This is a genomic window from Pseudomonas sp. XWY-1 (genome assembly GCF_002953115.1).
GTDB lineage: Bacteria > Pseudomonadota > Gammaproteobacteria > Pseudomonadales > Pseudomonadaceae > Aquipseudomonas > Aquipseudomonas alloputida.
The window spans coordinates 5,009,441-5,033,727 of sequence record NZ_CP026332.1; the positions used below are offsets into that span (position 1 = coordinate 5,009,441).

23 protein-coding genes and 1 pseudogene are annotated in these 24,287 nt (G+C 58.4%); 13 read left to right on the plus strand and 11 right to left on the minus strand.

What is annotated here, in order from left to right; translation table 11 throughout:
- Positions 1 to 76: 76 nt before the first annotated feature.
- Positions 77 to 682: a protocatechuate 3,4-dioxygenase subunit alpha gene (gene pcaG, locus PRJ_RS23465; protein ID WP_010955312.1), complete on the minus strand. Its 606-nt coding sequence runs from the start codon at positions 680 to 682 to the stop codon at positions 77 to 79.
- A 10-nt stretch (positions 683 to 692) separates the two neighbouring features.
- Positions 693 to 1,412, minus strand: coding sequence for a protocatechuate 3,4-dioxygenase subunit beta (pcaH, locus tag PRJ_RS23470; RefSeq protein WP_009682255.1), 720 nt, complete (start codon positions 1,410 to 1,412; stop codon positions 693 to 695).
- Between the two features lie 200 nt (positions 1,413 to 1,612).
- Here pcaH and PRJ_RS23475 point away from each other — a divergent pair, with 200 nt between their 5' ends.
- A complete protein-coding gene (locus PRJ_RS23475) occupies positions 1,613 to 2,503 on the plus strand; it encodes a neutral zinc metallopeptidase (protein ID WP_003251596.1) in 891 nt (296 codons plus the stop codon).
- A 123-nt stretch (positions 2,504 to 2,626) separates the two neighbouring features.
- Entirely contained in the window at positions 2,627 to 4,594 is a 1,968-nt protein-coding gene (locus tag PRJ_RS23480; RefSeq protein ID WP_371928152.1) for a methyl-accepting chemotaxis protein, read from the plus strand.
- Between the two features lie 135 nt (positions 4,595 to 4,729).
- Here the strand turns inward: PRJ_RS23480 and ggt are convergent, their stop codons facing one another.
- The 3 genes from ggt to PRJ_RS23495 form a co-directional block, all read right to left on the minus strand.
- Complete coding sequence (ggt, locus tag PRJ_RS23485; protein ID WP_010955315.1) at positions 4,730 to 6,397, minus strand: gamma-glutamyltransferase; 1,668 nt, start codon at positions 6,395 to 6,397, stop codon at positions 4,730 to 4,732.
- 117 nt (positions 6,398 to 6,514) lie between these two features.
- A complete protein-coding gene (locus tag PRJ_RS23490; RefSeq protein WP_064491005.1) occupies positions 6,515 to 7,411 on the minus strand; it encodes a LysR family transcriptional regulator in 897 nt (298 codons plus the stop codon).
- 183 nt (positions 7,412 to 7,594) lie between these two features.
- A complete protein-coding gene (locus PRJ_RS23495) occupies positions 7,595 to 8,185 on the minus strand; it encodes an NAD(P)H-dependent oxidoreductase (RefSeq protein ID WP_049587100.1) in 591 nt (196 codons plus the stop codon).
- 163 nt (positions 8,186 to 8,348) lie between these two features.
- Between PRJ_RS23495 and PRJ_RS23500 the strand changes: the two genes are divergently transcribed.
- Positions 8,349 to 8,663: a putative quinol monooxygenase gene (locus PRJ_RS23500; RefSeq protein ID WP_010955318.1), complete on the plus strand. Its 315-nt coding sequence runs from the start codon at positions 8,349 to 8,351 to the stop codon at positions 8,661 to 8,663.
- On the opposite strand, the gene PRJ_RS23505 is transcribed toward PRJ_RS23500, so the two are convergent.
- On the minus strand, positions 8,653 to 9,417 hold the full coding sequence (locus tag PRJ_RS23505; protein ID WP_104887055.1) for a sulfite exporter TauE/SafE family protein: 765 nt from the start codon (positions 9,415 to 9,417) through the stop codon (positions 8,653 to 8,655). The genes PRJ_RS23500 and PRJ_RS23505 overlap by 11 nt on opposite strands.
- A 77-nt stretch (positions 9,418 to 9,494) precedes the next feature.
- Here PRJ_RS23505 and PRJ_RS23510 point away from each other — a divergent pair, with 77 nt between their 5' ends.
- Positions 9,495 to 10,376, plus strand: a complete 882-nt coding sequence (locus PRJ_RS23510; protein ID WP_104962562.1) for a LysR substrate-binding domain-containing protein — start codon at positions 9,495 to 9,497, stop codon at positions 10,374 to 10,376.
- Between the two features lie 141 nt (positions 10,377 to 10,517).
- Positions 10,518 to 10,862: a cupin domain-containing protein gene (locus PRJ_RS23515; RefSeq protein ID WP_003251579.1), complete on the plus strand. Its 345-nt coding sequence runs from the start codon at positions 10,518 to 10,520 to the stop codon at positions 10,860 to 10,862.
- Positions 10,863 to 11,054: 192 nt separating this feature from the next.
- Here the strand turns inward: PRJ_RS23515 and mmsB are convergent, their stop codons facing one another.
- Together mmsB and PRJ_RS23525 are read right to left on the minus strand one after the other, a co-directional pair.
- Positions 11,055 to 11,942, minus strand: coding sequence for a 3-hydroxyisobutyrate dehydrogenase (mmsB, locus tag PRJ_RS23520; protein WP_010955321.1), 888 nt, complete (start codon positions 11,940 to 11,942; stop codon positions 11,055 to 11,057).
- A gap of 10 nt (positions 11,943 to 11,952) precedes the next feature.
- Positions 11,953 to 13,479, minus strand: a complete 1,527-nt coding sequence (locus PRJ_RS23525; protein ID WP_020191922.1) for a CoA-acylating methylmalonate-semialdehyde dehydrogenase — start codon at positions 13,477 to 13,479, stop codon at positions 11,953 to 11,955.
- Positions 13,480 to 13,611: 132 nt separating this feature from the next.
- On the opposite strand from PRJ_RS23525, the gene PRJ_RS23530 reads away from it, so the two are divergent.
- The 7 genes from PRJ_RS23530 (at position 13,612) to PRJ_RS30765 (ending at position 20,315) form a co-directional block, all read left to right on the plus strand.
- Complete coding sequence (locus PRJ_RS23530) at positions 13,612 to 14,562, plus strand: LysR family transcriptional regulator (protein WP_104962563.1); 951 nt, start codon at positions 13,612 to 13,614, stop codon at positions 14,560 to 14,562.
- An 801-nt stretch (positions 14,563 to 15,363) separates the two neighbouring features.
- The gene (locus tag PRJ_RS23535) at positions 15,364 to 15,864 is read left to right on the plus strand and encodes a hypothetical protein (RefSeq protein WP_104962564.1); all 501 of its coding nucleotides are present in this window, start codon (positions 15,364 to 15,366) and stop codon (positions 15,862 to 15,864) included.
- A gap of 3 nt (positions 15,865 to 15,867) precedes the next feature.
- A complete protein-coding gene (locus tag PRJ_RS23540) occupies positions 15,868 to 16,410 on the plus strand; it encodes a hypothetical protein (RefSeq protein WP_104962565.1) in 543 nt (180 codons plus the stop codon).
- A 398-nt stretch (positions 16,411 to 16,808) separates the two neighbouring features.
- Entirely contained in the window at positions 16,809 to 17,459 is a 651-nt protein-coding gene (locus tag PRJ_RS23545; RefSeq protein WP_104962566.1) for a hypothetical protein, read from the plus strand.
- 642 nt (positions 17,460 to 18,101) lie between these two features.
- Positions 18,102 to 18,536, plus strand: coding sequence for a hypothetical protein (locus PRJ_RS23550; RefSeq protein ID WP_104962567.1), 435 nt, complete (start codon positions 18,102 to 18,104; stop codon positions 18,534 to 18,536).
- A 729-nt stretch (positions 18,537 to 19,265) separates the two neighbouring features.
- Positions 19,266 to 19,826: a recombinase family protein gene (locus PRJ_RS23555; protein ID WP_104962568.1), complete on the plus strand. Its 561-nt coding sequence runs from the start codon at positions 19,266 to 19,268 to the stop codon at positions 19,824 to 19,826.
- Between the two features lie 342 nt (positions 19,827 to 20,168).
- Positions 20,169 to 20,315, plus strand: a complete 147-nt coding sequence (locus tag PRJ_RS30765; protein ID WP_177429902.1) for a hypothetical protein — start codon at positions 20,169 to 20,171, stop codon at positions 20,313 to 20,315.
- 51 nt (positions 20,316 to 20,366) lie between these two features.
- On the opposite strand, the gene PRJ_RS23560 is transcribed toward PRJ_RS30765, so the two are convergent.
- From PRJ_RS23560 to PRJ_RS23570, 3 genes are all read right to left on the minus strand, one after another.
- Positions 20,367 to 21,014, minus strand: a complete 648-nt coding sequence (locus PRJ_RS23560) for an NADAR family protein (RefSeq protein ID WP_104962569.1) — start codon at positions 21,012 to 21,014, stop codon at positions 20,367 to 20,369.
- Between the two features lie 16 nt (positions 21,015 to 21,030).
- Positions 21,031 to 22,038, minus strand: coding sequence for a hypothetical protein (locus tag PRJ_RS23565; RefSeq protein WP_104962570.1), 1,008 nt, complete (start codon positions 22,036 to 22,038; stop codon positions 21,031 to 21,033).
- Between the two features lie 305 nt (positions 22,039 to 22,343).
- A complete protein-coding gene (locus PRJ_RS23570) occupies positions 22,344 to 23,498 on the minus strand; it encodes a tyrosine-type recombinase/integrase (protein WP_104962571.1) in 1,155 nt (384 codons plus the stop codon).
- Positions 23,499 to 23,742: 244 nt separating this feature from the next.
- Here PRJ_RS23570 and PRJ_RS23575 point away from each other — a divergent pair.
- Positions 23,743 to 23,880, plus strand: a pseudogene (locus PRJ_RS23575) (LysR family transcriptional regulator); the annotation flags it as partial.
- Positions 23,881 to 24,287 lie beyond the last annotated feature (407 nt).

Consider the following 24,287-nt stretch of genomic DNA (forward strand, 5'->3'; position numbering starts at 1 on the left):
CTGCGTACGCCGACGCCGATCAATGTAGGAGCGGGCTTGCCCGCGAATGGGCCGCAGAGCGGCCCCAAGCTTCACCTCAGAAGTCGAAGAAGACGGTCTCCCCTTCCCCCTGAATGCGGATATCAAAGCGGTACGCCGTCTTCCCATCAACTTCGCAACGCTTGGCAATCAAGGTTTCACGCCGCTGCGGCTGCTCGATCAGGTTGAGCACCGGGCACTTGGCATTGGCCTGGGCCTCATCATCGAAATACAGGCGCGTGTGCAGGTGGATGTTGATGCCACGGGCAAACAGGCTGATGTTGATGTGCGGCGCCATCGGCACGCCAGCAGCGTTGTTCACCACACCCGGCTTGACCGTTTGCAGCGTCCACTCACCGGCATCGAAGGTGGTAGCCGTGCGGCCAAAGCTGTTGAAGGCGTTTTCCAGGTTGTAGGCATCCTGGTACTCACCGTTGGCGTCGGCCTGCCACACTTCCAGGAACGAGTCGCGCACCAGGTGGCCGTTTCCGTCGTATACGTGGCCGATCAGCAGAATGTGCTCGCCCGGGGCGTCTGGCTTGGCCAGGCAGTTCCAGATTTCCTGGTCGCGGGTCGGGTTGCCGGCGGCTTCCAGGGCCAGGCCGATGTGCACGTAGGGGCCGGCAGTCTGCGAAGGGGTTTCCGGCAGCAGTTCGATTGGCATGGCGGGGTCCTCAGCAGTTTTCGAAGTGGGTCTTGCGCTGGCCGCGCAGCACGATGTCGAAGCGGTAGGCCAGGCAGTCCATCGGGTTGGCGTTGCTCATGTCGAGCTTGGCGATCAACTGCTGCACGGCTTGCGGGTTGGCGATCGACTTGACGATCGGGCACATCGGGATCAGCGGGTCACCTTCGAAGTACAACTGGGTGATCAGCTTGGTGGCGATCGATGGGCCGCTGATGGCGAAGTGGATATGCGCCGGGCGCCAGTCGTTCGGGCCGTTGCGCCATGGGTACGGGCCCGGCTTGATGGTGCGGAAGCTGTAGTAGCCGTCACGGTCGGTCAGGCACCGGCCAACACCACCGAAGTTCGGGTCCAGCGGCGCCAGGTAGCGGTCGTTCTTGTGGCGATAGCGGCCGCCGGCGTTGGCTTGCCACATCTCCACCAGAGTGTTCGGCACAGGCTTGCCGTACTGGTCGACGACACGGCCGGCGACGATGATGCGCTCGCCAATGGGCAGGCCACCGTTATTGAAGTTCAGCAGTAGGTCATGGTCGTGGGCGCCGAAGCCCAGATGGGAAAAGTCCGGACCAGTGGTTTCGCTGATCGACTGCGGAATGCTGACCAGTGCCTGGCGCGGCGAGCGGGCAACGGAGGTCTTGTAGTCAGGCGTAAGGGCTTTAGGGTGCCAGTTGCGATCACGGATCACGAAGCGGCTGTTGTCCTGGGCGGGCATGCCGGTTTCCTCTCTTGGAATTGTGAGAACGCCTGGGCGTGGCAGGCGGACTTGCAGTTTCCGGCAGGTCGCGCGCGATGAATATTGAAATCGACCACCTCATACATAACCAAATGGTTATGGATTAACACCTTTGCCTGACACCTGCCGCTTTCCTGAACTAATCTTTGACTTCTTGTTTCACGCTCGGGAGAGCATTCATGGAATGGCGAAAAGGCCGACGCAGCGACAACGTGGTCGATGCCCGGGGCGAAGGTGGCGGTGGCGGCATGCGCTTCGGCGGCGGCAAGGGGCTGGGGCTCGGGGCGATTCTGCTGATCGTCGGCATCGGCTGGCTCACCGGGCAGGACCCGCTGCAGATTCTTGGCCAGCTTGCCGGGCAGATGGAGCAGCAACAACAGCAGACGGCGCCCAGTGGTGCGGGCGGCAAGGCGCCACCGGCCAACGACCAGCAAGCTGAGTTCGTCGCCTCGGTTCTGGGTGACACCGAAGACACTTGGAAAGCCCTGTTCGCCGAGGCCGGCAAACAATACCGTGACCCCAAACTGGTCCTGTTCAGCGGCCAGGTCAATTCGGCCTGCGGTTTTGCCTCGGCAGCGGTTGGGCCGTTCTATTGCCCGGCGGACCAGCGGGTATACCTGGACATGTCGTTCTTCCGTGAAATGGAAACCCGCTTCGCTGCAGCTGGCGACTTCGCCCAGGCCTACGTGATCGCCCACGAAATCGGTCACCATGTGCAGACACTGCTGGGCGTCTCGGCCAAGGTCGACGCCGCACGACGCGCTGGCCAGCGCATGGAGGGCGACAACGGCCTGTTGGTGCGCCAGGAGTTGCAGGCCGACTGTCTGGCCGGGGTATGGGCCTACCAGGCGCAGAAACGCCTGAACTGGCTGGAGCCAGGCGATGTCGAGGAAGCGCTGAATGCGGCCAATGCAATCGGCGACGACCGCCTGCAGCAGCAAAGCCGCGGGCGCGTAGTGCCAGACTCGTTCACCCACGGTACCTCGGCGCAGCGGGTGCGCTGGTTCAAGGCCGGGTTTGCCGAAGGTGAAGTGAATCGCTGCGACACCTTCAGTGCACGCACTCTCTGATGCCCGGTGCAACAGGGACCGAGTGAGACCGCTTGCTGACATTTTGCTGAAAAAGCGTTTCAGCTTCCCCAATCATGGCCGATAACCCCTGCACGAATCAGCGGGCATCCAGAACAACAACGCCTGGCGATCGAAGATCAAGAGAGCGAAATCAACTTCTGGAGAGCGTGCATGAACAGCTGGTTCGCCAACATCAGCGTCAACCTTAAACTCGGCCTGGGCTTCGGCCTGGTGCTGGTCCTCACTGGCCTGCTGGCCCTCACCGGCTGGACCAGCCTGGGCAGCCTGATCGACCGTAGCAACTGGATGGGCGATATTGGCCAGTTGAACAAGGACCTCACCGATCTGCGCATTGCGCGCCTGCAGTACATGATCGCCAACGGCGACGATACCGCCGCCGCCAACACCCTGGCCAAGCTGGACGCATTCAGCAAGCAGCAGGCCTACCTGGCCACCACCTTCAAAAGCCCGGAGAACGTCAAGCTGCTGGGTGAGCTGGGCGATACCATCAGTGCCTACAAGCTATCGCTGAACAAGATGCGCCAGGGCTACGACGCCACCCGCGCGGCGCGCGTTTCCATGGACAGCTCGGCCATCCGCGCCGACCAGGCCATGGATGCGCTCAGCCAGGAGGTGATGGCTCGCCCCGAGGCTGACAGTGTGCGCCTGGCCCAGTACCAGCTGATCAGCAAGGCCCGCCAGCAACTGCTGCAGGTACGCATCGATGTGCGTGGCTACATCGCCGACAACAGCAGCGCCAACGAGCAGGCCGCCTTGCGCCAGCTGGATGCAGCACTGGCCGATACCGACAACCTCAAGCGCCAGCTGCCCAGCGAAGATGCGCGCCTGCAACAGTTCGAAAACGCAGTACTGGCCTATCGTGACGCCGTACGCCAGTTCCGCGACGCGGTTGCCAACATCACCACCTCGCGTGCCGAAATGACCGTGCAGGGTGCCGACATCGTCAAGCGCAGCGACGCGTTGTACCAGATCCAGCTGGAGCGCCGTGACATCGAGAGTACCCAGGCCCGTAGCCTGCAGGCCATTGCCACACTGCTGGCGCTGCTGGTCGGCGTGCTGGCGGCGGTGCTGATCACCCGCCAGATCACGCGCCCGTTGCAAGACACCCTGGTGGCCGTGGAAAAAATCGCCAGTGGCGACCTTACCCAGCACATGCGCGTCACCCGCCGTGACGAACTGGGCGTGCTGCAGCAAGGCATCGCGCGCATGGGCACCACCCTGCGCGAGCTGATCAGCGGCATCCGCGATGGCGTCACCCAGATTGCCAGCGCCGCCGAAGAACTGTCGGCAGTCACCGAACAGACCAGCGCGGGCGCCAACAGCCAGAAAGTCGAGACCGACCAGGTGGCCACCGCCATGCACGAAATGGCCGCTACCGTTCAGGAAGTGGCGCGCAATGCCGAGCAGGCCTCACATGCAGCCACCGGAGCCGATGACGAAGCCCGTGCCGGCGACCGCGTAGTGGGCGAAGCGATTGGCCAGATCGAACGCCTGGCCGAAGACATGCACCGCTCCACCGAGGCCATGAACCTGCTGCAGCAGGAAAGCCAGAAAATTGGCAGCGTGATGGACGTGATCAAGTCGGTGGCCGAACAGACCAACCTGCTGGCGCTCAACGCAGCGATCGAGGCGGCGCGTGCCGGCGAGGCAGGCCGTGGCTTTGCCGTGGTTGCCGACGAAGTGCGCGGCCTGGCCCAACGCACGCAGAAGTCTACCGAAGAGATCGAAGAGCTGATTGCCAGCCTGCAGCACGGTACCCAGCAAGTGGCGAATGCCATGCAGGGCAGCCGTGCCCTGACCGACAGCAGCGTCGAACTGGCGCGAAAGGCCGGGTCATCGCTGGAGAGCATTACCAGTACGGTATCGAGCATCCAGTCGATGAACCAGCAGATTGCTGCGGCGGCAGAGCAGCAGAGTGCGGTGGCTGAAGAGATCAGCCGAAGCATCCTGAATGTGCGTGATGTGTCAGAGCAAACCGCAGCAGCCAGTGACGAGACGGCAGCGTCGAGTGTGGAGCTGGCGCGGCTGGGTGGGCAGTTGCAGACACTGGTCAGCCAGTTCCGCGTCTGACCGTTGGAACCTGGGGCCGCTTTGCGGCCCTTTCGCGACTCAAGGCCGCCACATTGATCGACGTACGCAGGTCACCATGGGGGCGGCCTTGTGTCGCAATAGGAGGGCAAAGCCCTCCCGGCGTGCTCACAGGTACTACTTGACGATCATCCCCACCCCACGCCCACGTGGGTCGGAAGCGGTCTCAAGCTTCGCCCCATCGACGCGGATCGCCTGGATGTCGCCCATCTCCCAGCCCTGGTCCTCCAGCACATAGCCCATCTTCTTCAGCTCATCAGCTACCGGCCCGGTCAATGGCGCATAGCTGTCGAAGTAGATGGTGTCCTTGGGCAGCAACTGATGGTGCACGCGCTGCGCCGCCACCGCCTTGTCCAGCGGCATGCCGTAGTCGTACAGGTTGTTCATCACCTGGAAGATCGAAGTAAAGATCCGTGAACCACCCGGGGTACCGATAACCAACTCGACCTTGCCATCGCGGGTCATCAGGCTGGGGCTCATCGACGACAGCATGCGCTTGCCCGGTTCGATCGCGTTGGCATCACCGCCGACCACGCCAAAGGCGTTCGCCGCACCCGGCTTGGCGCTGAAATCATCCATCTCGTCGTTGAGCAGGAAACCGGCGCCCTTCACCACCACACCACTGCCGTAGTCGAGGTTGAGGGTGTAGGTATTGCTGACCGCGTTGCCCTGCTTGTCGACGATCGAGAAATGCGTGGTCTGATGCGGTTCAAGGCCCGGCTTGACCTTGTCGGTGTCGGAAATGGCCTTCGGGTTGACCTGAGCTGCGCGCTTGGCCAGGTAATCCTTGGCCACCAACTGGTCCACCGGCACCTTGGTGAAGGCCGGGTCGCCCAGGTAATCGGCGCGGTCGGCGAACACCCGCTTTTCGATCTCGGCCAACAGGTGGATGTACTGCGCCGAGTTATGCGCCACCCCTTTGAAGTCGGCCGCGCGGTCTTCCTTGATGCCCAGCAACTGGGCCAGCGCCACACCGCCCGAGCTCGGCGGTGGTGCGGTATACACCACATTGCCACGCCAGCTCACGGCCATCGGTTCACGCCATACCGCCTTGTAATCCTTCAGGTCTTCTTTGGTAATCAGGCCTTTGTCAGCCTGCATCTGCGCCACCAGCAAATCGGCGGTCTTGCCTTGATAGAACTCGCTCACGCCCTTGTCGGCTATGCGCTCCAGGGTCTGGGCCATTTCCGGCTGCTTGAACAGCTCGCCGACCTTCATGTTGCCAAAGTAATCGTTGAAGTTGGTCGCCGTCTTGAACATGCCTTGGGCATCGTTGCGGTACTGGTACTGCTTTTCCGCCACCTTGAAGCCGTTTTTCGCATAGCCGATGGCCGGGGTCAGCAACTCGCTCCAGGGCAGCTTGCCGAACTTCTGGTGCGCCTCCCACAGGCCCATTACCGTACCGGGTACGCCTGCGGCGCGTGCCCCGACCAGGCTGAGGTTCTCGATGACCTCGCCCTTGTCGTCCAGGTACATGTTGCGCGTGGCGGCCTTGGGCGCGACTTCGCGGTAGTCGAGGAAGTAAGGCTTGCCATCGACGAACAGGGTCATGAAGCCGCCACCGCCGATATTACCGGCCTCTGGGTAAGTCACCGCCAGGGTGAAGGCAGTCGCGACTGCCGCGTCCACCGCGTTGCCGCCCTTTTTCAGAATATCGGCGGCCACCTGTGCGCCATATTGATCGGGGGCGGCCACCGCGCCGCCCTCCAGGGTGGCGGCGTAAACCGAGGAACAGCTCAGGATCGCGGCTGCGAGAGCCAGGTACTGGAACGGGACAATACGCATGACACTTCCTTGGTGTTGTTTTTGTCGAGCAGTCAGTAAGGCCGAAGCGCTTCGACTGTGCAATCAACCGTCAGAAGTTTCGCCGCCTGTGGACAGGATTTGTCGCGATCAGGCAACTCAGCAGGCGTACATCGCCAGCTTGCGCTGGATGAAATCCAGGAAGCACTGGATGCGCAGCGCCAACTGGGTGTTGCGGTAATACACCGCGTGGATCGGCTGACGGTAGCCATTGTTGGCCTCGCTCAGCAGCACCTGCAGGCGCCCTGTGCGGATATCTTCGTGGGTCATGAAGTGCGACAGGCTGACGATGCCCTCCCCGGCCAACGCCAGCTGGCGCAGGGTTTCGCCGCTGGAAGCGACCAGCGCCGGGCGGATGCTCCAGCGATCGCCCTGAGCGTGACGTAGCGGCCAATGATTGAGCGACTCCGGTTGGCTGAAGCCGAGCAGACAGTGGTTGGCCAGCTCCTCGACCTGCCGTGGCGTGCCGTGCTGCTCCAGGTAGGCCGGACTGGCCAGCACCTGCACCGGACTGCAACCCAGGCTGCGCGCGTGCAGGCTGGAGTCGGCCAGCTCTCCGATGCGTATCGCCACATCAGTGCTCTGCTCCAGCAGGTCGATGATCAGGTCGTCGGTGTTGAGCTCCAGTTCGATGCCTGGGTACTGGCGGCGGAACTCGCCGATCCAGGGCAGGATGGCATGCAGCATGAACGGCGCAGCGGCATTGATGCGCAATCGCCCGGTCGGGGTCTGGCGGTTCATCGACAGACGCTCTTCCATCTCGTCCATCTGCTGCAGGATCAGCCGCGCGCGCTCAAGAAAGTAGCGCCCCTCTTCGGTAAGGTCCATGCGCCGGGTGGTGCGGTTGACCAGCGTGGTGCCCAGCTTGCCCTCCAGACGCGACAAGGTGCGGCTGACGGCAGACGGGGTCTGGCCCATCTGCTCGGCAGCAGCGGAAATCGAGCCGCAGTCGATGACGGCGACGAATACCTGGAGTTCTTCGGATCGGGTTTTCACATCAGGGCCTGTGGTTGGTCTGTGCAAGGATTAGATAACCGCTTGTCGAGGCCAAGTCCAGCAGCGCCTGTACGGGCCTCTTCGCGGGCTTGCCCGCTCCCCCAAGTACTGCAAAGTCCTTGAAACCTGCGTAATACCTGTGGGAGCGGGCAAGCCCGCGAAGAGGCCGGTACAGACATAAAATTACTGTGCCTTGCCAAACACCTTGTCCAGATGGGCCTCATAAGCTGCCAACGCCGCCGGCACATCTGGGCGCTTCATCACATCCACAGCCAGGAAGGTCGGCAGGCCGGTCATGCCCAGGAACTGGTTGGCCTTGTGGAACGGGAAGTACACGGCATCCACCCCTTTGCCTTCAAAGAAATCGCTGGGGTCATCGAACGCCTGCTGCGGCGCGTTCCAGGTCAGCGACAACATGTATTGCTTGCCGTGCACCAGACCACCGCTGCCGTATTTCTGCGAGTGGTCCGAACGGGTACGACCGTCATTGGCATACAGGCTGCCGTGACCGGCAGTGAACACCTCGTCGATGTACTTCTTCACGGTCCACGGCGCGCCCATCCACCAGCCGGGCATCTGATAGACCACCACATCGGCCCAGAGGAATTTCTCCACCTCTTCCTGGGCATCGTAGCCGCCGTCGATGAACGTCTGGCGCACATCGAAACCGGCGCGGTCCAGGTGAGCGATGGCCGCTTCGTGCAAGGTCGCGTTGAGGCGGCCTTCGGAGTGAGCGAACTGTTTACCACCATTGAGCAGAAGGATCTTTTTCATGCTGGCCTCCACGGCCGAATCAAAAATTGATGCCGGCAGGTTAGAGGCTCGCGGGGGCGGGATACAGCGGTGACGGGGCAAAATACAATTGACCAGAAGTCACGAATTGGCAATGCATTATTGCCGTAGAATTGACTCACCACCCATCACCGAGTAGCGCCCCATGAGTGAGCCGTTCGCCTTTATCCTCAAAGCCAAGACCCGCCCGGAAATGGCTGATGCGTTCGAAAACCTGTTCCGTCCCTACGTCGAGCCAAGCCGCCAGGAACCCGGCTGCATCGAGTACCACATGCTGCGCGACCAGCAGGACCCAAGCCTGTTTGTGTTCTTCGAAGTGTGGGCCGACAAGGCCGCGCTGGACGTGCACTCGGCCCTCCCGCACATGGCTGCCTTCTTCGAAAAACGCATGGATTACCTGGAGCGCGATTTCGATATCCAGAGGGTCGACATGCTCAGCGCTTCGTCCGCTAACCGTTGATCAGCAGGTGGCCGCCGAGGGCGGCCAGGCCGATGAAAAAGCAACGCTTGAACAGCAGCGCGCTGATCCGCTGACGCAGCCACTGGCCCGCCAGCATGCCGAGCAAGGCCGGCGCCAGCATCAGCAGCGACGCCCCCAGCGCCTGGCCACCCAAGGCATCCTGCCCGGCCAGGCCTAGGGCCAAGGCCAGGGTCGATACCGTGAACGACAGGCCCAGGGCCTGGATCATCTGCTCGCGGCTCAAGCCCAGGCTCTGCAGGTAAGGCACCGCTGGCATCACGAACACTCCGGTCGACGCGGTGACCACACCCGTGACCAGCCCGCAAAGCGGTCCCAGCCAGCGCTCGTGTCCCGGGGCTACCTGCAAGCCCGGGCCGACCAACCCATACAACGCATAGACCAGCAAGGCGCCCCCCAGCGCGTGCGCAGCCCAGGGGCCACTGTTGATTCCCAGCCAGGCGCTGCCCAGCAAGGTGCCGACAAAAATCAATGCCAGCATCGGCCCCAGGCGGACCAACAACCCTCGCAGATGCCCGCCGCTGGCCAGCTGCCACAGGTTGGTGAGTGTCGAGGGCACGATCAACAACGCGGCAGCCTGCGCCGGTGGCATAGCCAGGCCCAACAGGCCCATGGCAATGGTCGGCAGGCCCAGGCCGATGACCCCCTTCACTGCGCCAGCCAGTAGAAAGGTCAGTACAACCAGCAACGAGAGTGCCGGGCCAATGTTCTGGTAGAAAGCAAGCAAGGTCGTCATGGGTCGATGATGCCGTGCCCCGGGCGACGTGAGAATCTGCCATATACTCAGCCAGCCTCTTGCCAGGAAAGAGCCATATGCATTTCGACCTGATCGACCTCAAGCTGTTCCAGCACACCCTGGAGTGCGGCAACATCACCGCTGGCGCCGGCCGCAGCCATCTGTCGCTGCCAGCAGCCAGTGCGCGCATTCGCGCCATGGAAGCATCGCTGGGCATTCCCTTGCTGGAACGTAACCGCCGTGGCGTACAACCAACGCCGGCTGGCCAGGCACTCTTGCAGCATGCACGGCTGATAACGCAGCAGGTCGAACGCCTGCAGTTCGACCTGGGCCAATACGCGCAAGGGCAGCAAGGCCAGGTGCGTCTGCTGTGCAACACCGCTGCGCTGACCGAATACCTGCCCGAACTGCTGGCCAGCTATCTGGCTGAAAACCCGGGCGTCAGCGTGGATGTGCAAGAGCTGCCGAGTTTGCGCATCGTGCAGGCAATTACCCAAGGCATGGCCGACCTGGGCATCGTGTCCACAGCCGCCCCCAGCGAGCACCTGCAGACCCGGCCGTTTCGAGACGACCCGCTGGTGCTGGTGACGCCACAGGGCCACCCCCTGGCCAGTGCGCTGGCGCCAAGTTTCGTCGACAGCCTGGCCCATGGCTATGTAGGCCTGGGGGCCGGCAGTGCATTGGGGTTGTACCTGGAAGAGCAAGCGCTGCACGAGGGGCAGCGCATGCAGGTCCGGGTGCGTGCGGAGGGGTTTGATGGGGTGATCCGCATGGTCGCGGGCGGGGCCGGAATCGGGGTGGTGCCGCTGGCAGCAGTACAGCGCTGGCAAGGCATGCTGCCGTTGCACTGGGTGGCGCTGCAGGAGCCATGGGCCAACCGCCGGTTGCTGGTGTGCGCGCGGGATTTTGCGGCATTGCCGGGTTATGCCGCAGAACTGGTAGCCACCTTTACCGGCTGATGCGCAGGGGCGCACATCACTGTCGAGGTAAACCGCCTGCCATAGCGCGGGCAGACACCTGGACGTCGAGCCCAGGCAACTGCGGCTCGGCCGTTGGGCCTATGGTGACCAGTCATTCAGCCAGTCACCAGGAGTTGTGCCATGTCCGATTTCATCACCGTCCTGCGCGAAACCTGCCCGACGCCGGTCGTGGACGCCACCAAGTGGAAGCGCATCGGCGGCGATCCGCACACCGTCAACCTCAATGCCTACCTGTCGGCCGACGGCAGCAAAATCATGGGCACCTGGATCTGCACCCCGGGCAAGTTCGAGGTCAACTACGATAAATGGGAGTTCTGCCACTTCCTCGATGGCTACTGCATCATCACCCCGGAAGGCGAAGAGCCGAAGCACCTGAAAGCGGGTGATGTGTTCGTGATCGAGCCAGGCATGAAAGGTACGTGGGAAGTGGTCGAGACTGTACGTAAGTATTTCGTCTTCGCCTGACTTGCAGGCGCGGGTTTACCTGCTAATGCGGCGGTGAGGCTTCTGTAGCATTCGCGGGTGAACCCGCTCCTACCACGGCCGCGCACTACCTGTAAGCGTGGACAAAAAAAATCGCGGAGCAGACGCCCTTCCCTCTGGTGCGCAGTTACAGAGGGAAGGCCACCTGGCCCGCGATGAAGTCCACCTCTTGCATCAATCCTTTTTGCGATAACCCTCGACGATGGCCGAGAAGTCCTTGCCACCCTCGCCTCGCAGGCTCATGGCCTGGTACAACTGCTGGGCCACGGCACCGAGAATCACCGGTTGGTGTGCCTGGCGTGCCGCTTCGGTGGCCAGCCCCAGGTCCTTGAGCATGAGTTCGGCGCCAAAGCCACCGGTGTAGCCACGCGATGCCGGAGCGGTTTCGATGATGCCCGGCCATGGGTTGTAGGTGTCCGAGCTCCAGCAACGCCCGGTCGAACTGTTGATGATGCCGGCCAGCACCTTGGTATCGATACCCAGCGCGTTACCCAGGGCCATGGCCTCGGACACGCCGATCATCGAAATGCCTAGCAGCAGGTTGTTGCAGATCTTGGCGATCTGGCCGGTACCGACTTCCCCGCAGTGCACGATGTTGCGGCCCATCTGCTCCAGTACCGGCTTGAGGCTGGCGAACAACTCGGTACTGGCGCCGACCATGAACGTCAGGGTGCCGGCCGCCGCGCCGCCAGTACCACCGGAAACCGGCGCATCCCCCATGTCCACGCCCTTTGCCGCTGCGGCCTTGGACACGTCACGTGCGGTCTGCGGGTCGATGGTGCTGCAGTCAACGGTCGGCGTGCCAGGGCGAATGCCGGCCAGTACGCCGTCCTCGTTCAAATACACGCTACGCACATGGGCTGCGGCAGGCAGCATGGTGATCACCAGCTCGCTGTTGGCCGCCGCGTCCTTGGGCGAGGGGCTGATCTGCCCGCCCAGTTCTGCCAGCTCGGCCAGCACGGCCTTGTTCAGGTCGAACAGGTTCAGCTGATGCCCGGCCTTGATCAGGTTGCGGGCCATGGGCGCGCCCATGTTGCCCAGGCCGATGAATGCGATACGCATGACGTACTCCTTAGCGCAGGCTAATGGTGGTGTTCACACCGTCGTTGACGCTGTCGTCATCGAACCAGCGAGCAGTGACGGTCTTGGTCTGAGTGTAGAACTGCACCACTTGCTTGCCGTACGGCCCCAGGTCACCGAGTTTGGAGCCACGCGAGCCGGTGAAGCTGAAGAACGGTACGGGTACCGGGATCGGGATGTTGATGCCGACCTGGCCAATATCGATTTCGCTCTGGAACTTGCGGGCCGCAGCGCCGCTCTGGGTGAACAGGCCGGTGCCGTTGCCGAACGGGTTGGCGTTGACCAGGGCGATGGCCTCGTCGAGCGTGTCGACTTCCAGGGTCACCAGCACCGGGCCGAAGATTTCCTGGGTATACACCTGCATGTCGGTCTTCACGCCCGAGAACAGGGTCGGGCCGACGAAGTTGCCTTGCTCATAGCCCGGTACCTTGACGTCACGGCCGTCGAGTTCCAGCTTGGCGCCTTCCTTGATACCGCTTTCGATCAGGCCCAGCACACGCTCCTTGGCACGCTTGGAAACCACCGGGCCAACGTCGGTGCCCGGCTCACAGCCAGCATTGACCTTGAGCTTGCTGGCGGCCTCCTTGATATCCGGCAACCATTCGCGGGCCTTGCCCACCAACACGGCCACCGAGGTCGCCATGCAGCGCTGGCCCGCCGCGCCAAAGGCAGCACCGACCAGCGCATTGATGGTTTGCGTGCGGTTGGCATCAGGCAACACCACCGCGTGGTTCTTGGCCCCCATCATTGACTGCACACGTTTGCCATGCTGGCTGCCAAGGTTGTAAACGTGCGTGCCGACTTCAGTAGAGCCCACGAAGGAAATCGCCTTGATGTCCTGGTGGGTGCAAATGGCATCCACCACCTGCTTGCCGCCGTGCACCACGTTCAGCACGCCGGCCGGTACGCCGGCTTCCAGCGCCAGCTCGACCAGAAGCATGGTCGACAGCGGGTCCTGCTCGGACGGTTTGAGCACGAAGGTGTTGCCGCAGACGATGGCCATGGGGAACATCCACAGCGGGATCATTGCCGGGAAGTTGAACGGGGTGATGCCAGCGCATACGCCGATCGGCTGGCGCAGGGTGTAGGTATCGACACCGCCGGCGACGTTCTCGGCAAATTCGCCCATCTGCAGGGTGCCAATGGATGCAGCGTGCTCGACCACTTCCAGGCCACGGAAGATATCGCCTTCAGCGTCGGCCAGGGTCTTGCCCTGCTCGGCGCTGAGCACCTGGGCAATGCGTTTGGTGTGTTCGCGGATCAGCGCCTGCAGCTTGAGCATGATGCGCATGCGCGCGCCGATCGGGGTGTTACGCCACGTCTGGAAAGCGCGGTGAGCAGCGGCCACGGCTGCATCGACTTCCTCGACGGTGGCGAACGGTACGCGCGCCAGCACCTCTTGGGTGGCCGGGTTGACGATGTCACGCCATTCGGTGGTTTGGGACTCGACCCACTGGCCGTCGATCAGCAGCTTGACCTGCTCGACCTTGGTGCTGTTTGGGGATTGCGGTGCGTTCATCTGCGTTCTCCTTGGAATTGTTGTCGGGACGAGATCGCCAGCGCCGGGCAAACGCGAGGTGGCGTCCTGAGGCTTGTTTCGAGTATAGATGTGCAAACATCCAACAAGAACGCACAAAAAAACCGGATCATCATGCAAAAAGACCTTACATCCCTGAGCGCGCTTAACTGGGACGATTTGAAGTTCTTCCTCGAAGTGGCTCGCACCCGCAAGGCCAGCAGTGCCGCCAAACGGCTGAGCGTGGACTACACCACCGTGTCGCGACGCATCAGTTCGCTGGAGGGCGCGCTGGGCACCTTGCTGTTCGAAAAGTCGCGGACCAACGGCTTTGTGCTGACCGCCGAGGGCCAGCGCCTGCTGGGCTATGCCGAATCGATCGAGAGCACGCTGCACATGGCTTGCGAGCAGGTGTCCGGGTCGGGGGTGGCATTGTCGGGCCATGTGCGCATGGGCTGCACCGAGGGCTTTGGCAGCTTTTTCATCACGCCGCAGCTAAGCCACTTCGTCGACGCCTACCCGGCTATTTCGGTGGACATCCTGCCGCTGCCGCACTTCATCAGCCTGTCCAAGCGTGAGGCGGACATCGTCATCGCGCTGGAGCGGCCCGAGCATGGTCCTTATGTGTGCTGCAAGCTGTGCGACTACCGCCTGCGGCTGTATGCCACCCAGGGCTACCTGGACAGCCACGCGCCGATCCGCCAGGTGACGGACCTGGCCAAACACCCCTTCATCAGTTACGTGGATGACCTGGCGTTCAGCTCCGAGCTGCTGTACCTGGCCAACCTGATCCCCAACGCCAGCGCACATTTGCGCAGTACCAGCGTGATCGCGCAGTACACGGCAGCGTTGCAGGGGCGTGGGCTGGCGATATTGCCGTGCTTCCTCGCCGCGCAGGACCCGCGATTGGTCACGGTGTTGCCGGAGGAGATCGAGGTGACGAGGCAGTTCTGGATGTATTGCCGGGAGGATTTGCGCAAGTTGAAGCGCATTACCCTGCTGTGGGATTACATCCGCGGGGTGACCGAGGCGAATGCGCCGTTGTTGATGGGGCAAACCCGCGAGATGCGCTTTGCTCAGGGGTAGATCGACAAGGAGTAAGGGTGTCCCATCCTAATCAACGCTAGGGGGCCATGGCAACGACTTGTGACAGAGGTTGTGACAGCACTTGTGACACCTCTGGCGTTCCCCGATGGCAGCCAAAGGACAACCGCCATCACCTCCAGGAACCGCCTATCAACAAAACGAAAATAACACTTGCATTACTGACTGAATTATGATTGACAATTTGGTAGAATCTGCTATACTAGTCGCTTCTTTTGAGATGTTCTGTCTCAAGCTCTTGCAACACTCTTTCCTAAATTGTTAACACTCGCTGGCAGAACTTACAGGCGACGCTTGTGCGTGTTGCATCCTGTTATCAGTCCAGGCAAATGACTGTAATTTCATTGGGATAGTTGTACTGGTTAGTTGGCGACCTCTGCTCCGCTCACTTCAAGGTATTCCCCGGCCAGGGGAGCAACGATTCTGGCCACTAATTCTAAGTTTCGTCCGCTCGGACAAATCCCCGCACTTACGTGCACCTGCAATACCCATCTACTGCTTAATGTCCTTTGCCCCGAACCTCTACCCGAGCGACGGGGTTATTTTTATCATCACAAAACTCTAATTCATTGAGGAAATACATATGGCTCAACGCCCACTAAAACGTAACACTTGCGAAGGTTGCGGAAGAACACACTACTCCCGCTCTCCACTTACTCGCTTCTGCGGAAGCACCTGCCAGAGTCGCACCTGGCGTAAAAACAACATTGCAAGCCAGGCAGAGCTAGAACAACAGTTCATCGCCCAGGAAGCAACAAAGCAACAAGACAAGGAAGCCGCTTAATGGCCGATAAGATTTACTTGGAAGTGCTCAAGAGCAACGGCGCCCTTATCAGCTATTGCGACCACTTCCCAGGCAACAATGCAAAGTACGAATACGTCGAGGCAACACCAGCAGAACTGGCGTGGCTCAACAACTTTGAAGACAACGTGCTTCCTGCCGGTATGGTTGCCACCCTCTCGGACCTACTCGACTACCGGGCGAAGGCAAAGAACATCGCCCAGCTCCAGGTAAAGCTCACACAATCAAGAGTCGAGTATGGCAAGGCTCTACTGGCCAACCAGAAAGCACAGACCAAACTTGATACGTTCCTGGACAATGCAGCAAAAGAACGCGGCATCACTAAGGCAGAACTTCTAGCAGCCCTGGAGGCTCGTAAGAGCGCCGTAGAGAGCCGCAGCAGCACCAGCAATACCCAACTACCAATTGCCGATGATCGCTTCAGAGAGAGCATCGCAGATATGTTTAAACACCCTCGCAAATACAAGCTACCACGGAAATAAATTATGACTACGAAATACAAATACGGAATCGACGTTGCCGAGTGCTTCACACACAATGCCGATGAACTTAAAAAGCTAGTGGACCAACGTACCGCACAGTATTACCGCCACTCGCAGTCGCCAGCTTACCCACAGCTAGGCGTCCACGTTGATTGGTTCAGCGACAAGCCGCTTACCTATGCTCTCAATGATCTACTAGAGTGGACGAACAAAGGGTATACCATCGCCGGTGCATTCCATGAACCGCTGCACTTCAAAGTTCATCTGAAGAAGCCTCAAGCAGATATTGACGCCGACCTAGCCGTCCTTGCAAAAGAAGTAGCAGAGGCATATGCCGAAAGCCGCTATGCCCGCAACGTTGCAGAGACTGCCCGCCAGGTTGACATCACCCTTGCCCGTGAAATCCGTGAGCAAGAGGCAGCGGCAGCGAAAGCCCTGGCCGATAAGGTGGAAGCAGCACGCCAGAAAGCACACGCCGCCTTGATAGCTGAATATGCCAAGCCTGCAAAGGGTAAGGCCAAGCCTGAAATGGAGACAGCAGCGTGAGTGACCAGTACGAACACACTAAGGCATTGGGGGTCAGCTTCAATGCCGCTGACTTCCACTCACTTAACTACCACGCACGCAAACACAAGATGCCAGTTCGAGAGTTCATCGAGTGGGCGATGCGGTGTTACGTCAAGTCGATGCGGGCTGAGGAACAGATGCGGGCGAAGTAGTCGCCCCTATCAACTTGATGCAAAAATACGATTAGCCATTCCCTCCAGCCTCACCATAATAGCTACCTCCTCACGACGAACGCCCGGAAGATCAAGCCAATAAGGCCGCTGAATTCATCAGGCTTCGTGCATCCAGCAATTAGGATCGCGAACTCCTAGCATCAGCTCCCCGGGGCACATATGGAGTCTTGACTATGACCTGAACTACAACAAGGAATAATACTCATGGAGAGCAGAACCTCCACACCAGTCATCATCGACACCCCCAGCCACCTCAGCATTGATGGACTCATCATCGACACACGCACTGGCGAAATTCTTGGACACGATGACACACCATCAGTATTTACCGGCTCTACTAAATACAAATGTGAACTCGGTAAGTGCCGAAGCATTGACGACTTCGAGGAACATCTAAGCTTTGTTGATCGGCGTAAACTACCGCCCCACAAACTGCATTCACTACGAAATGAAGTGGACTATGCTCATGGTGAATGGCGCCGTACTAATTCCGACTGCCGCATCACCATTCCGCAACTGCGGCTGCTTGAACAACTTCACGGACTTGTTCTTTATCGCAACATTATCATCACGACCCAGGCCGACCTTGCGAAATCACTAGGGACTGCCGAATCAAATTTGATGAAGAAGTTAAGAGTGCTGACTGACAGCCAGATGCTACGAGTCTTCACATCACGAAACAGTGACATCCGCAGGGGCGAGATAAAGCTCAGTTTGAACCCTCGATTGATTTTCAGGGGGACTGAGCACGAGCAGGACAGATACATCAATGCCTGGTATCGACCTGCCGCCCCTCAACAAGCTGGAATGAACGCCTCAGCCGAAGCACCGGACTCTTTCGCTATAGCCGCGTAAATCTTGCGTAGGTATTTTCAAAAAGTTACGCAAGAATCGGTCTGCAAACCCCGGAGCACAAGGCGGTCGAGAAAGTCCTAATATTAAAAGGAGTGACCACTTCTGCCGTGAGACAGGATTGGGCACAATCGCCAAAGCGGAGCTTTGAGATTATTGACCTTCTCAAATTTACCATTGTGGCGTAGCCGCCACAGCATAATAACCTGTGCCTGAGGCACGATAACAACTCTATACAGTAGGGGGAGAGAAGGGGCAACCAAGCCCCTCCCCGCTCTTGATCTTGATGTTAACCTTGCTGAGAACTGTAGAAGCTATTACAACGTGACGGAACGTCACCATGTATCTGCACAGTTAAAATCAAAAGCTTTGGGGGGCTTTTCTACCCTGCCCCCTGATTACAGATATGCCGTGAGGCAAGATAGCAATTCTATTCAGAAGGGTGGATAGGGGCTCAGCCACCACCCGCTCTTGCTCTTGCTGTTAACCATGCCAAGCGGCATAGGTTGATAATCGCGTGACGGTACGTCACCTATTACTGTGCAAGACAACACGCTGTACGGGCGTGATCCCCAGGGGCAGCGGATGAATACAGGACGGCAACGAGGTGAGCTCACGCTACTTGTCAATAAGGACAAAACATAAATGAGAATGACAAAGAACAAACGGCAGGTGCTAGAAGCCCTGGCCTGTATATATACCGCAGAGAACGTATATCCGCCCCACCACGCGACACGCGTACAAGAGCTGCTGAGGGACAACCTGGGCTACGGTGACTTTGACTTGGCCAACCTGACCCGCACCTTGAAGGCCCTTGTGGATCAGGGGCTGGTCAAATTCTCTACCAGATCGGCGGATGTCTCTGGTGACACTTTTGGCTGTATCTCGCGAAGGTACGAACGGGAGATGGTTCAATACTGGCCAGCGGACTTGGACCTTGAGGCAATGCGAGTGCAATACAAGATCACCTCGGAAGACAGGGACTTAAGATTTCACAATTTCTTCCAGCGGATGGACGGCCTACCAGAACTCTCAATGGACGAGTTCCGGGCATTCAACGCTCGAAAAACAGCAGCGTGATGAGATGCCAGGGCCAATTTCTTTTTCCTCAATTTGAGGAGAATGAATCACCCAGGGGGCAGCAAGTCTGTCATTACCCTTCCCAGACCGAGATGAACACAAATCTGCGTCGGTCTCCTGGATTTCCAGGACACCCCGAACTAATAGCCGATCTAGCAAGTATCTAATCGCCCTCGGGCGCCTGCCTTGACTCTCTCGTACCATCACACCCCTACAGGCCCCTATCTACGCGGGGGTGCGAGTGGATTATCTAAGCAGATGCCGCCCCACACAGCCTATATCCATTTTTTATATGGATTTACACCACAGGGCCTACCTTTCAGAAAAACACTGATTTGCACCACAGCCCCTACAGGGAGATGCATCCATTTCTGGAGGCATCTTTCACCCGCCTCAGACTTTCCCTCACCGTTGAGGAAATCTCCCCACTGCTCAGGACGCCCCACTTTTCGGGACTCCTCGTTTCTGAGGAATCCGATAGACCAAACCACTTTTGGATCGGTCTCCCCCAAGCCCGCCATGTGCGGGCTTTTCTTCGCCTGGAGGAAAGCCCCGCAGAAAGATCACCTCAAGATTGAGGGCATCTGTATTCAGTTGAGTACGCGCTAGCGGCCACGACTTTATGAATACAGAAACCCTCTGAAATCCGTATTCATTAGACTTGTTTTTAATTGTGAATACACACATACTCTCTGCATCTAGAAGCAAATGAATACAGAGGATAGGGAAATGGCAAAGGTCGGGTACATTCGCGTTAGCTCGGTTGACCAGAACACAGACCGCCAGCTTGACGGCATCACCTTGGACAAGGTGTTCACTGAGAAGGTGAGCGGGGCAACTACAGACCGTCCCCAGCTCCAGGCGATGCTTGAGTACGTCCGCGAAGGGGACTCTATCGTTGTCCACTCCATCGACCGCCTTGCACGCTCCCTGGCCGACCTGCTCAAGCTGGTAGAGGAACTAAACAAGCGTGGTATCCACATCCGGTTCAACAAGGAACAGCTTGAGTTCACTGGCGAGGACAATCCAACCCAGCACCTTATGCTGTCGATGATGGGGGCGGTGGCTCAGTTTGAGCGGGCGATGATTAGAGAGCGCCAGAAGGAAGGTATCGCCAAGGCCAAGGAGAAAGGCGTCTACAAGGGCCGCACTAAGACCGTTGATGATGCTGCTATCCGTGCTGTTATTGCGGGTGATGGTGTAACTAAAGGCTTGTCGTTCCGTGGTGCTGCTGAGCACCTTGGCGTAAGCCTGAGCACCGTACAGCGTGCAATGAAAGCGGCTGTGTAACGCTATAGGAAGCGACTACAGCAACGCTTCGGGGGTGGCGTGCGTCACCCCTGTGATATTCGCCGATTCTTGGCTACGGCCCCCTGCTGAGCCGCAAAGGGTATTAAGCACCGCTTGCATATGGCTGAATTTTCAGCCGATTGGCCAGCTCCCCTCTGATATTTTCCTGCCTGGACACAGGCGATATTTCCGCCTGGGCAATGTGCCGTAGAAAAATTCTAGGTGGGAGCCGCCCTGGCAAAGTGGGCCTCCACTCAACTCATTATTGAGCTCAGTGCCTGCAAGCAAGCCTAAACGTCCTGTAAGCTTCTAGGGCAGTGCATCACCGCTAGCATACCTGATATGGACGACAAGGCCGCTGCAACCGCTGATGCCCTTGAGCTGTTGATGATGAATCAGACAGCCCTGAGAGCCGCCATCGAGGAACTGAGCACCTGGATTCGCCAGCGTGGTTCTGTGAACGTCCACGATAGTGAATATTTGCATTAGAGGCGATCGACCACGCACTCATAAAAACAATAGAGTTAGCTTTCTATTTTTTCAGAACAAAGTCGACTGCAAATCGGACTTATACACAGCGCTCTCAGACACTATAGAAATCTGCTTACCTAAAAGCATAAAATCCGGAACCGCTAGTGGAAGAACCACCTTCAGCTTTCCATCATCATCTCTTTTCAGCTGTTCACGCAGTTCCATTAAAAGACGACCAAGAACATTTTGACCAATCAGCAATTCTTGGTCGACGCCTTGAGCCTTAGCCCCCCAATAATCATCCTTCCTAGACTGCTCAACAATTGGAGAGTCACCTGTTGCTAAAAGCAAGCCACCGAAGCTTTGGTAGTTCTGTGCAAGTTTAACCCGAAGACACCATCGCATAATTTTAAAGCGAATAGCGTCCCAGTCGGGACGCGACTCTTTCCGGAAGGCTTTACTCTTCATTTTTGCGGTCATAGGGCTATGTTGCCCTATTATTTCCCTTTGCACTTCAGGAAGATGTGGAAAACGGCATGCTTGATACATTGCCTCAGACGTAAGGATGCGTATTCCATTCACGCATACAGGATATCCTGATGCCATATTTGATAGCCCGCCATACTCCTCCTTCGTTTTGTAGACGACAACGACCTCAGAACGAAGATACGTGCGGTGACCAGCTGTCACCTTAGATGGTATGTTTTGCGAACGCATCAAATATATTCTCCAGCTATGAATACGTCTTACGCGGAAGCAAAGGGTACCAACTAAGCGGGCCAGGAACTAGCTGTGAATTGCCCCACCATATAGCCAAAGGGCAATTATTCGGGCAATTCCTGTAGGTGACGATTATAGAACCGAACCCCACACCGAAATTTCCGAAGCCTAGGGGCCTTATATAGTCTTTTGGCGCCTGCGTCATCGACCTGATCTTCACTCCCGCCACCAAGAATTCACGCTCTAATATTTGCCGGCCGACTTCTGAGGAAAACATACCCAGACTTCCACCAGCGACCCGAAGAGCCAAAGGGAATTTTTCCTCTCCTTGCACATAGGCTTGTACTTCTGGCACCGCAGGAATTTCAACAGGCCAGAGTACATCTGATGAATCCTTCTGTCTTTTCTGATTCTTTGGCTCAACCAACCGCCAGAAGTTAATTTTTATATTCTTGCCAGAGTCCTGAATAATTTTCTTCAACCGCACATCCTTGGCATAGTAACTACCACTGCTATGCAAGGCGATAACAATCACATTTACTACTGCCTTTACTGGCGCTTGCGTTACTATCCAGTCTTGAAGGTCGGTCACCACACGCCCGCCTGTAAATAACACGTCATCAAGATAGATATACTCGCCCCCTTCTACACCACAGGTATCGAGATTAAGACCACACTGTTTCTGCAATGTCTCAGCAAACAGCTTTACCATTTCCTTCTGACTTTGCCCCGCCTTCTGTATAGTCAGAATATTGGCCTTTGCCCAATATGCAGCGGGATCACTGCCTGCCAGCTTTTCGTTACGGACAAGATTTTCTAAGAAGCTCTTTACTACTTCCTTAGTGAGAAAAGTTCTCTTTATTACATGATCAAACTCACGAAGAAACAACAGTTGATCGTCGGCAGAGAATTGTTTAGCCCACCGCCCAACATGGTCCGCCGTTGGCTGAATCAGCTCACCTTCCCGATAGGTCTTGATGGTGTCGGCGATAGACACCAGAAGCGATTCTTTTTCGTCCATAAATCAGTCTCACGTTCGCGAATTGAGTACCATGAATAGGTTGAGCGGCCTGACCTATGACTGAGGGCTTGAACGAGTCACAGCGGGCACAGTGGCATTGTGCCAACCTCTGCCACTAAGCGAAACCTAATTTCTACAAGCCTCTACCGAAGCCTTTCACTCAACTGGGGATCATCGAACGGTCGAAATAAGCATAGCCAAACCCCGAGTCCACTACATAGGTATGCACCTCTCGCAGTCCTGAAATTTCAGCAGCCTAACCGGCTTGCCCATACCGTCTACCTTCCCTTCAAAACGAGCTCAAGTCAGATACGAACCTTCTTGAACAAGTCTTTGAGGAGCTTTGCAATGGTCTCGACTGGGACCCCCGCCCCATAAGTGTCAAAGGTAATCGTACCGGACGCGTGCCCCATAACAGCTTGAGCGTGGGTGGTAGGAACCCCCTTGGCCTGCATCAGCGAAGCCAGGGAATGCCGCAGTGAATGGAAGACAAGGCCACGCTCATAGGTATCTCCTAAAGCAGCAGGGATAGCCTGCTGGTTGACCCACTCACCCGACGGCCTGTAACCGACTTGGGCGAGTGATCCGCTCCCACTAGACCGGGCTACATCGACGTACCTTAAAAATGCGGCCAAGTCGAATCCATATGCTCCATCAGTAAGCGGCACCAGTCGCTCACTCTGCTTGTTCTTGATCGACTTACCCTCACCGGCCTCGTTGATGTGAATGGCAACAATGCCAGGCTCCATGGTGACAACGTCACCCGTAGTCAGCTGACATATCTCCTTCAGCCGCCCGCCAGTGATGATTCCCAGGCTGAGCAGCCATCGTTTCCATGAGGTCTCTGGGAGACCGTTGGCATAGTCCATCAGCTTGCTCACCTGATGCTGGGAGAAAGCCTTACGGGTCGATTCAACCCCCTTTGTGAGCTTCAGCTTCTTGTCGTAGGTCTTGCTCAGATGCCCGTTCTCGACGGCCCAGGTAAAGACAGCCGAAAGCTTTACGATCAGTTTGTTCACTGTCGAAGGCATCCGGCCTTCTGCCAACCGCTCCCGGAATGACACCAGGTCTGCCCTGGAATGGTTCCTCAAATCCAACCCCTCCAGATTCTCAGCAATCACCTTGTGGCACAGGGTCGTCTCCTTCAAGGTCGTGGGCTTCTGGTCCCCGCCACGATCAGCCATGTAGAGCTGCGCCAGCACATCGAAGGTCATCGGGGTTGCCACCGGCTCCGTTGCCGTACTCATCACCTCACCATGTGGTGCGAATACCGGCATCGAGTTAACAGCCACGTTCCGGTACAAGTCTCCCCAGTGACGGAGAGGGTGGCCGTCGTCAGCAGACACCAGCGTACTGCTCACCAATTTCAACAGATGCTCCCGCAGCTCGTTCCATGAAGCGTTAGGACGATCCAGGTGGAACGATTGAAGCGATGCGGTGAGACGATCAGATGCTTGCATTGCCCATCTGCGATCAGTGGTCTTGAGGGAGACAGACACCGTGCGACTCACACTGCCCGTCACACGAAGGCGTAGATAGTAGATACCGTGTCGTCGGTAATGGTAGGGGCTCGCCAACCGGCAATTTGGCCTCAAGGGCAAGGTGCGGTTTGTGACAGCACTTGTGACAGGGTGCTCCTGTTGAACGGTGTTCATGGTGGTTAAGCCCTTGTAATCACTGGGTTAACCCTTTCCCTCTTTGTCGTTCTGGATGTATTGCCGGGAGGATTTGCGCAAGTTGAAGCGCATTACCCTGCTGTGGGATTACATCCGCGGGGTGACCGAGGCGAATGCGCCGTTGTTGATGGGGCAAACCCGCGAGATGCGCTTTGCCCAGGACTGATGCGCCTGCGCATTTCCGAAGGCAACACAGCCCCTGTAGGAGCGTGCCCGCGAACACCGGCGAAGCCGGTGCCAGGCACCGCGTCGCCTGCTTCGCGGGCACGCCCGCTCCCACAGGGGATATGTGACCGATGGGCCTGCACATTTCCAAGGACAAGCACAGATCCTGTGGGGGCTTCCCGCGAACACCGGCGAAGCCGGTGCCAGGCACCGCGTCGCCTGCTTCGCGGGCACGCCCGCTCCCACAGGGGATATGTGACCGACGGCCTGCACATTTCCAAGGACAAGCACAGATCCTGTGGGGGCGGGCTTGCCCGCGAACACCGGCGAAGCCGGTGCCAGGCACCGCGTCGCCTGCTTCGCGGGCACGCCCGCTCCCACAGGGGATATGTGACCGATGGGCCTGCG

What these genes read in the sequence shown, in the direction of transcription:
- PRJ_RS23500 (WP_010955318.1), top strand. Translation starts at nt 8,349, where the DNA reads ATGAGTGAGCCGTTCGCCTTTATCCTCAAAGCCAAGACCCGCCCGGAA.
- PRJ_RS23570 (WP_104962571.1), bottom strand. Translation starts at nt 23,498, where the DNA reads ATGCAAGCATCTGATCGTCTCACCGCATCGCTTCAATCGTTCCACCTG.
- PRJ_RS23555 (WP_104962568.1), top strand. Translation starts at nt 19,266, where the DNA reads ATGGCAAAGGTCGGGTACATTCGCGTTAGCTCGGTTGACCAGAACACA.
- PRJ_RS23475 (WP_003251596.1), top strand. Translation starts at nt 1,613, where the DNA reads ATGGAATGGCGAAAAGGCCGACGCAGCGACAACGTGGTCGATGCCCGG.
- PRJ_RS23510 (WP_104962562.1), top strand. Translation starts at nt 9,495, where the DNA reads ATGCATTTCGACCTGATCGACCTCAAGCTGTTCCAGCACACCCTGGAG.
- ggt (WP_010955315.1), bottom strand. Translation starts at nt 6,397, where the DNA reads ATGCGTATTGTCCCGTTCCAGTACCTGGCTCTCGCAGCCGCGATCCTG.
- PRJ_RS23530 (WP_104962563.1), top strand. Translation starts at nt 13,612, where the DNA reads ATGCAAAAAGACCTTACATCCCTGAGCGCGCTTAACTGGGACGATTTG.
- pcaH (WP_009682255.1), bottom strand. Translation starts at nt 1,412, where the DNA reads ATGCCCGCCCAGGACAACAGCCGCTTCGTGATCCGTGATCGCAACTGG.
- PRJ_RS23565 (WP_104962570.1), bottom strand. Translation starts at nt 22,038, where the DNA reads ATGGACGAAAAAGAATCGCTTCTGGTGTCTATCGCCGACACCATCAAG.
- PRJ_RS30765 (WP_177429902.1), top strand. Translation starts at nt 20,169, where the DNA reads ATGGACGACAAGGCCGCTGCAACCGCTGATGCCCTTGAGCTGTTGATG.
- PRJ_RS23535 (WP_104962564.1), top strand. Translation starts at nt 15,364, where the DNA reads ATGGCCGATAAGATTTACTTGGAAGTGCTCAAGAGCAACGGCGCCCTT.
- PRJ_RS23550 (WP_104962567.1), top strand. Translation starts at nt 18,102, where the DNA reads ATGAGAATGACAAAGAACAAACGGCAGGTGCTAGAAGCCCTGGCCTGT.
- mmsB (WP_010955321.1), bottom strand. Translation starts at nt 11,942, where the DNA reads ATGCGTATCGCATTCATCGGCCTGGGCAACATGGGCGCGCCCATGGCC.
- PRJ_RS23515 (WP_003251579.1), top strand. Translation starts at nt 10,518, where the DNA reads ATGTCCGATTTCATCACCGTCCTGCGCGAAACCTGCCCGACGCCGGTC.
- PRJ_RS23560 (WP_104962569.1), bottom strand. Translation starts at nt 21,014, where the DNA reads ATGCGTTCGCAAAACATACCATCTAAGGTGACAGCTGGTCACCGCACG.
- PRJ_RS23545 (WP_104962566.1), top strand. Translation starts at nt 16,809, where the DNA reads ATGGAGAGCAGAACCTCCACACCAGTCATCATCGACACCCCCAGCCAC.
- pcaG (WP_010955312.1), bottom strand. Translation starts at nt 682, where the DNA reads ATGCCAATCGAACTGCTGCCGGAAACCCCTTCGCAGACTGCCGGCCCC.
- PRJ_RS23505 (WP_104887055.1), bottom strand. Translation starts at nt 9,417, where the DNA reads ATGACGACCTTGCTTGCTTTCTACCAGAACATTGGCCCGGCACTCTCG.
- PRJ_RS23495 (WP_049587100.1), bottom strand. Translation starts at nt 8,185, where the DNA reads ATGAAAAAGATCCTTCTGCTCAATGGTGGTAAACAGTTCGCTCACTCC.
- PRJ_RS23540 (WP_104962565.1), top strand. Translation starts at nt 15,868, where the DNA reads ATGACTACGAAATACAAATACGGAATCGACGTTGCCGAGTGCTTCACA.
- PRJ_RS23525 (WP_020191922.1), bottom strand. Translation starts at nt 13,479, where the DNA reads ATGAACGCACCGCAATCCCCAAACAGCACCAAGGTCGAGCAGGTCAAG.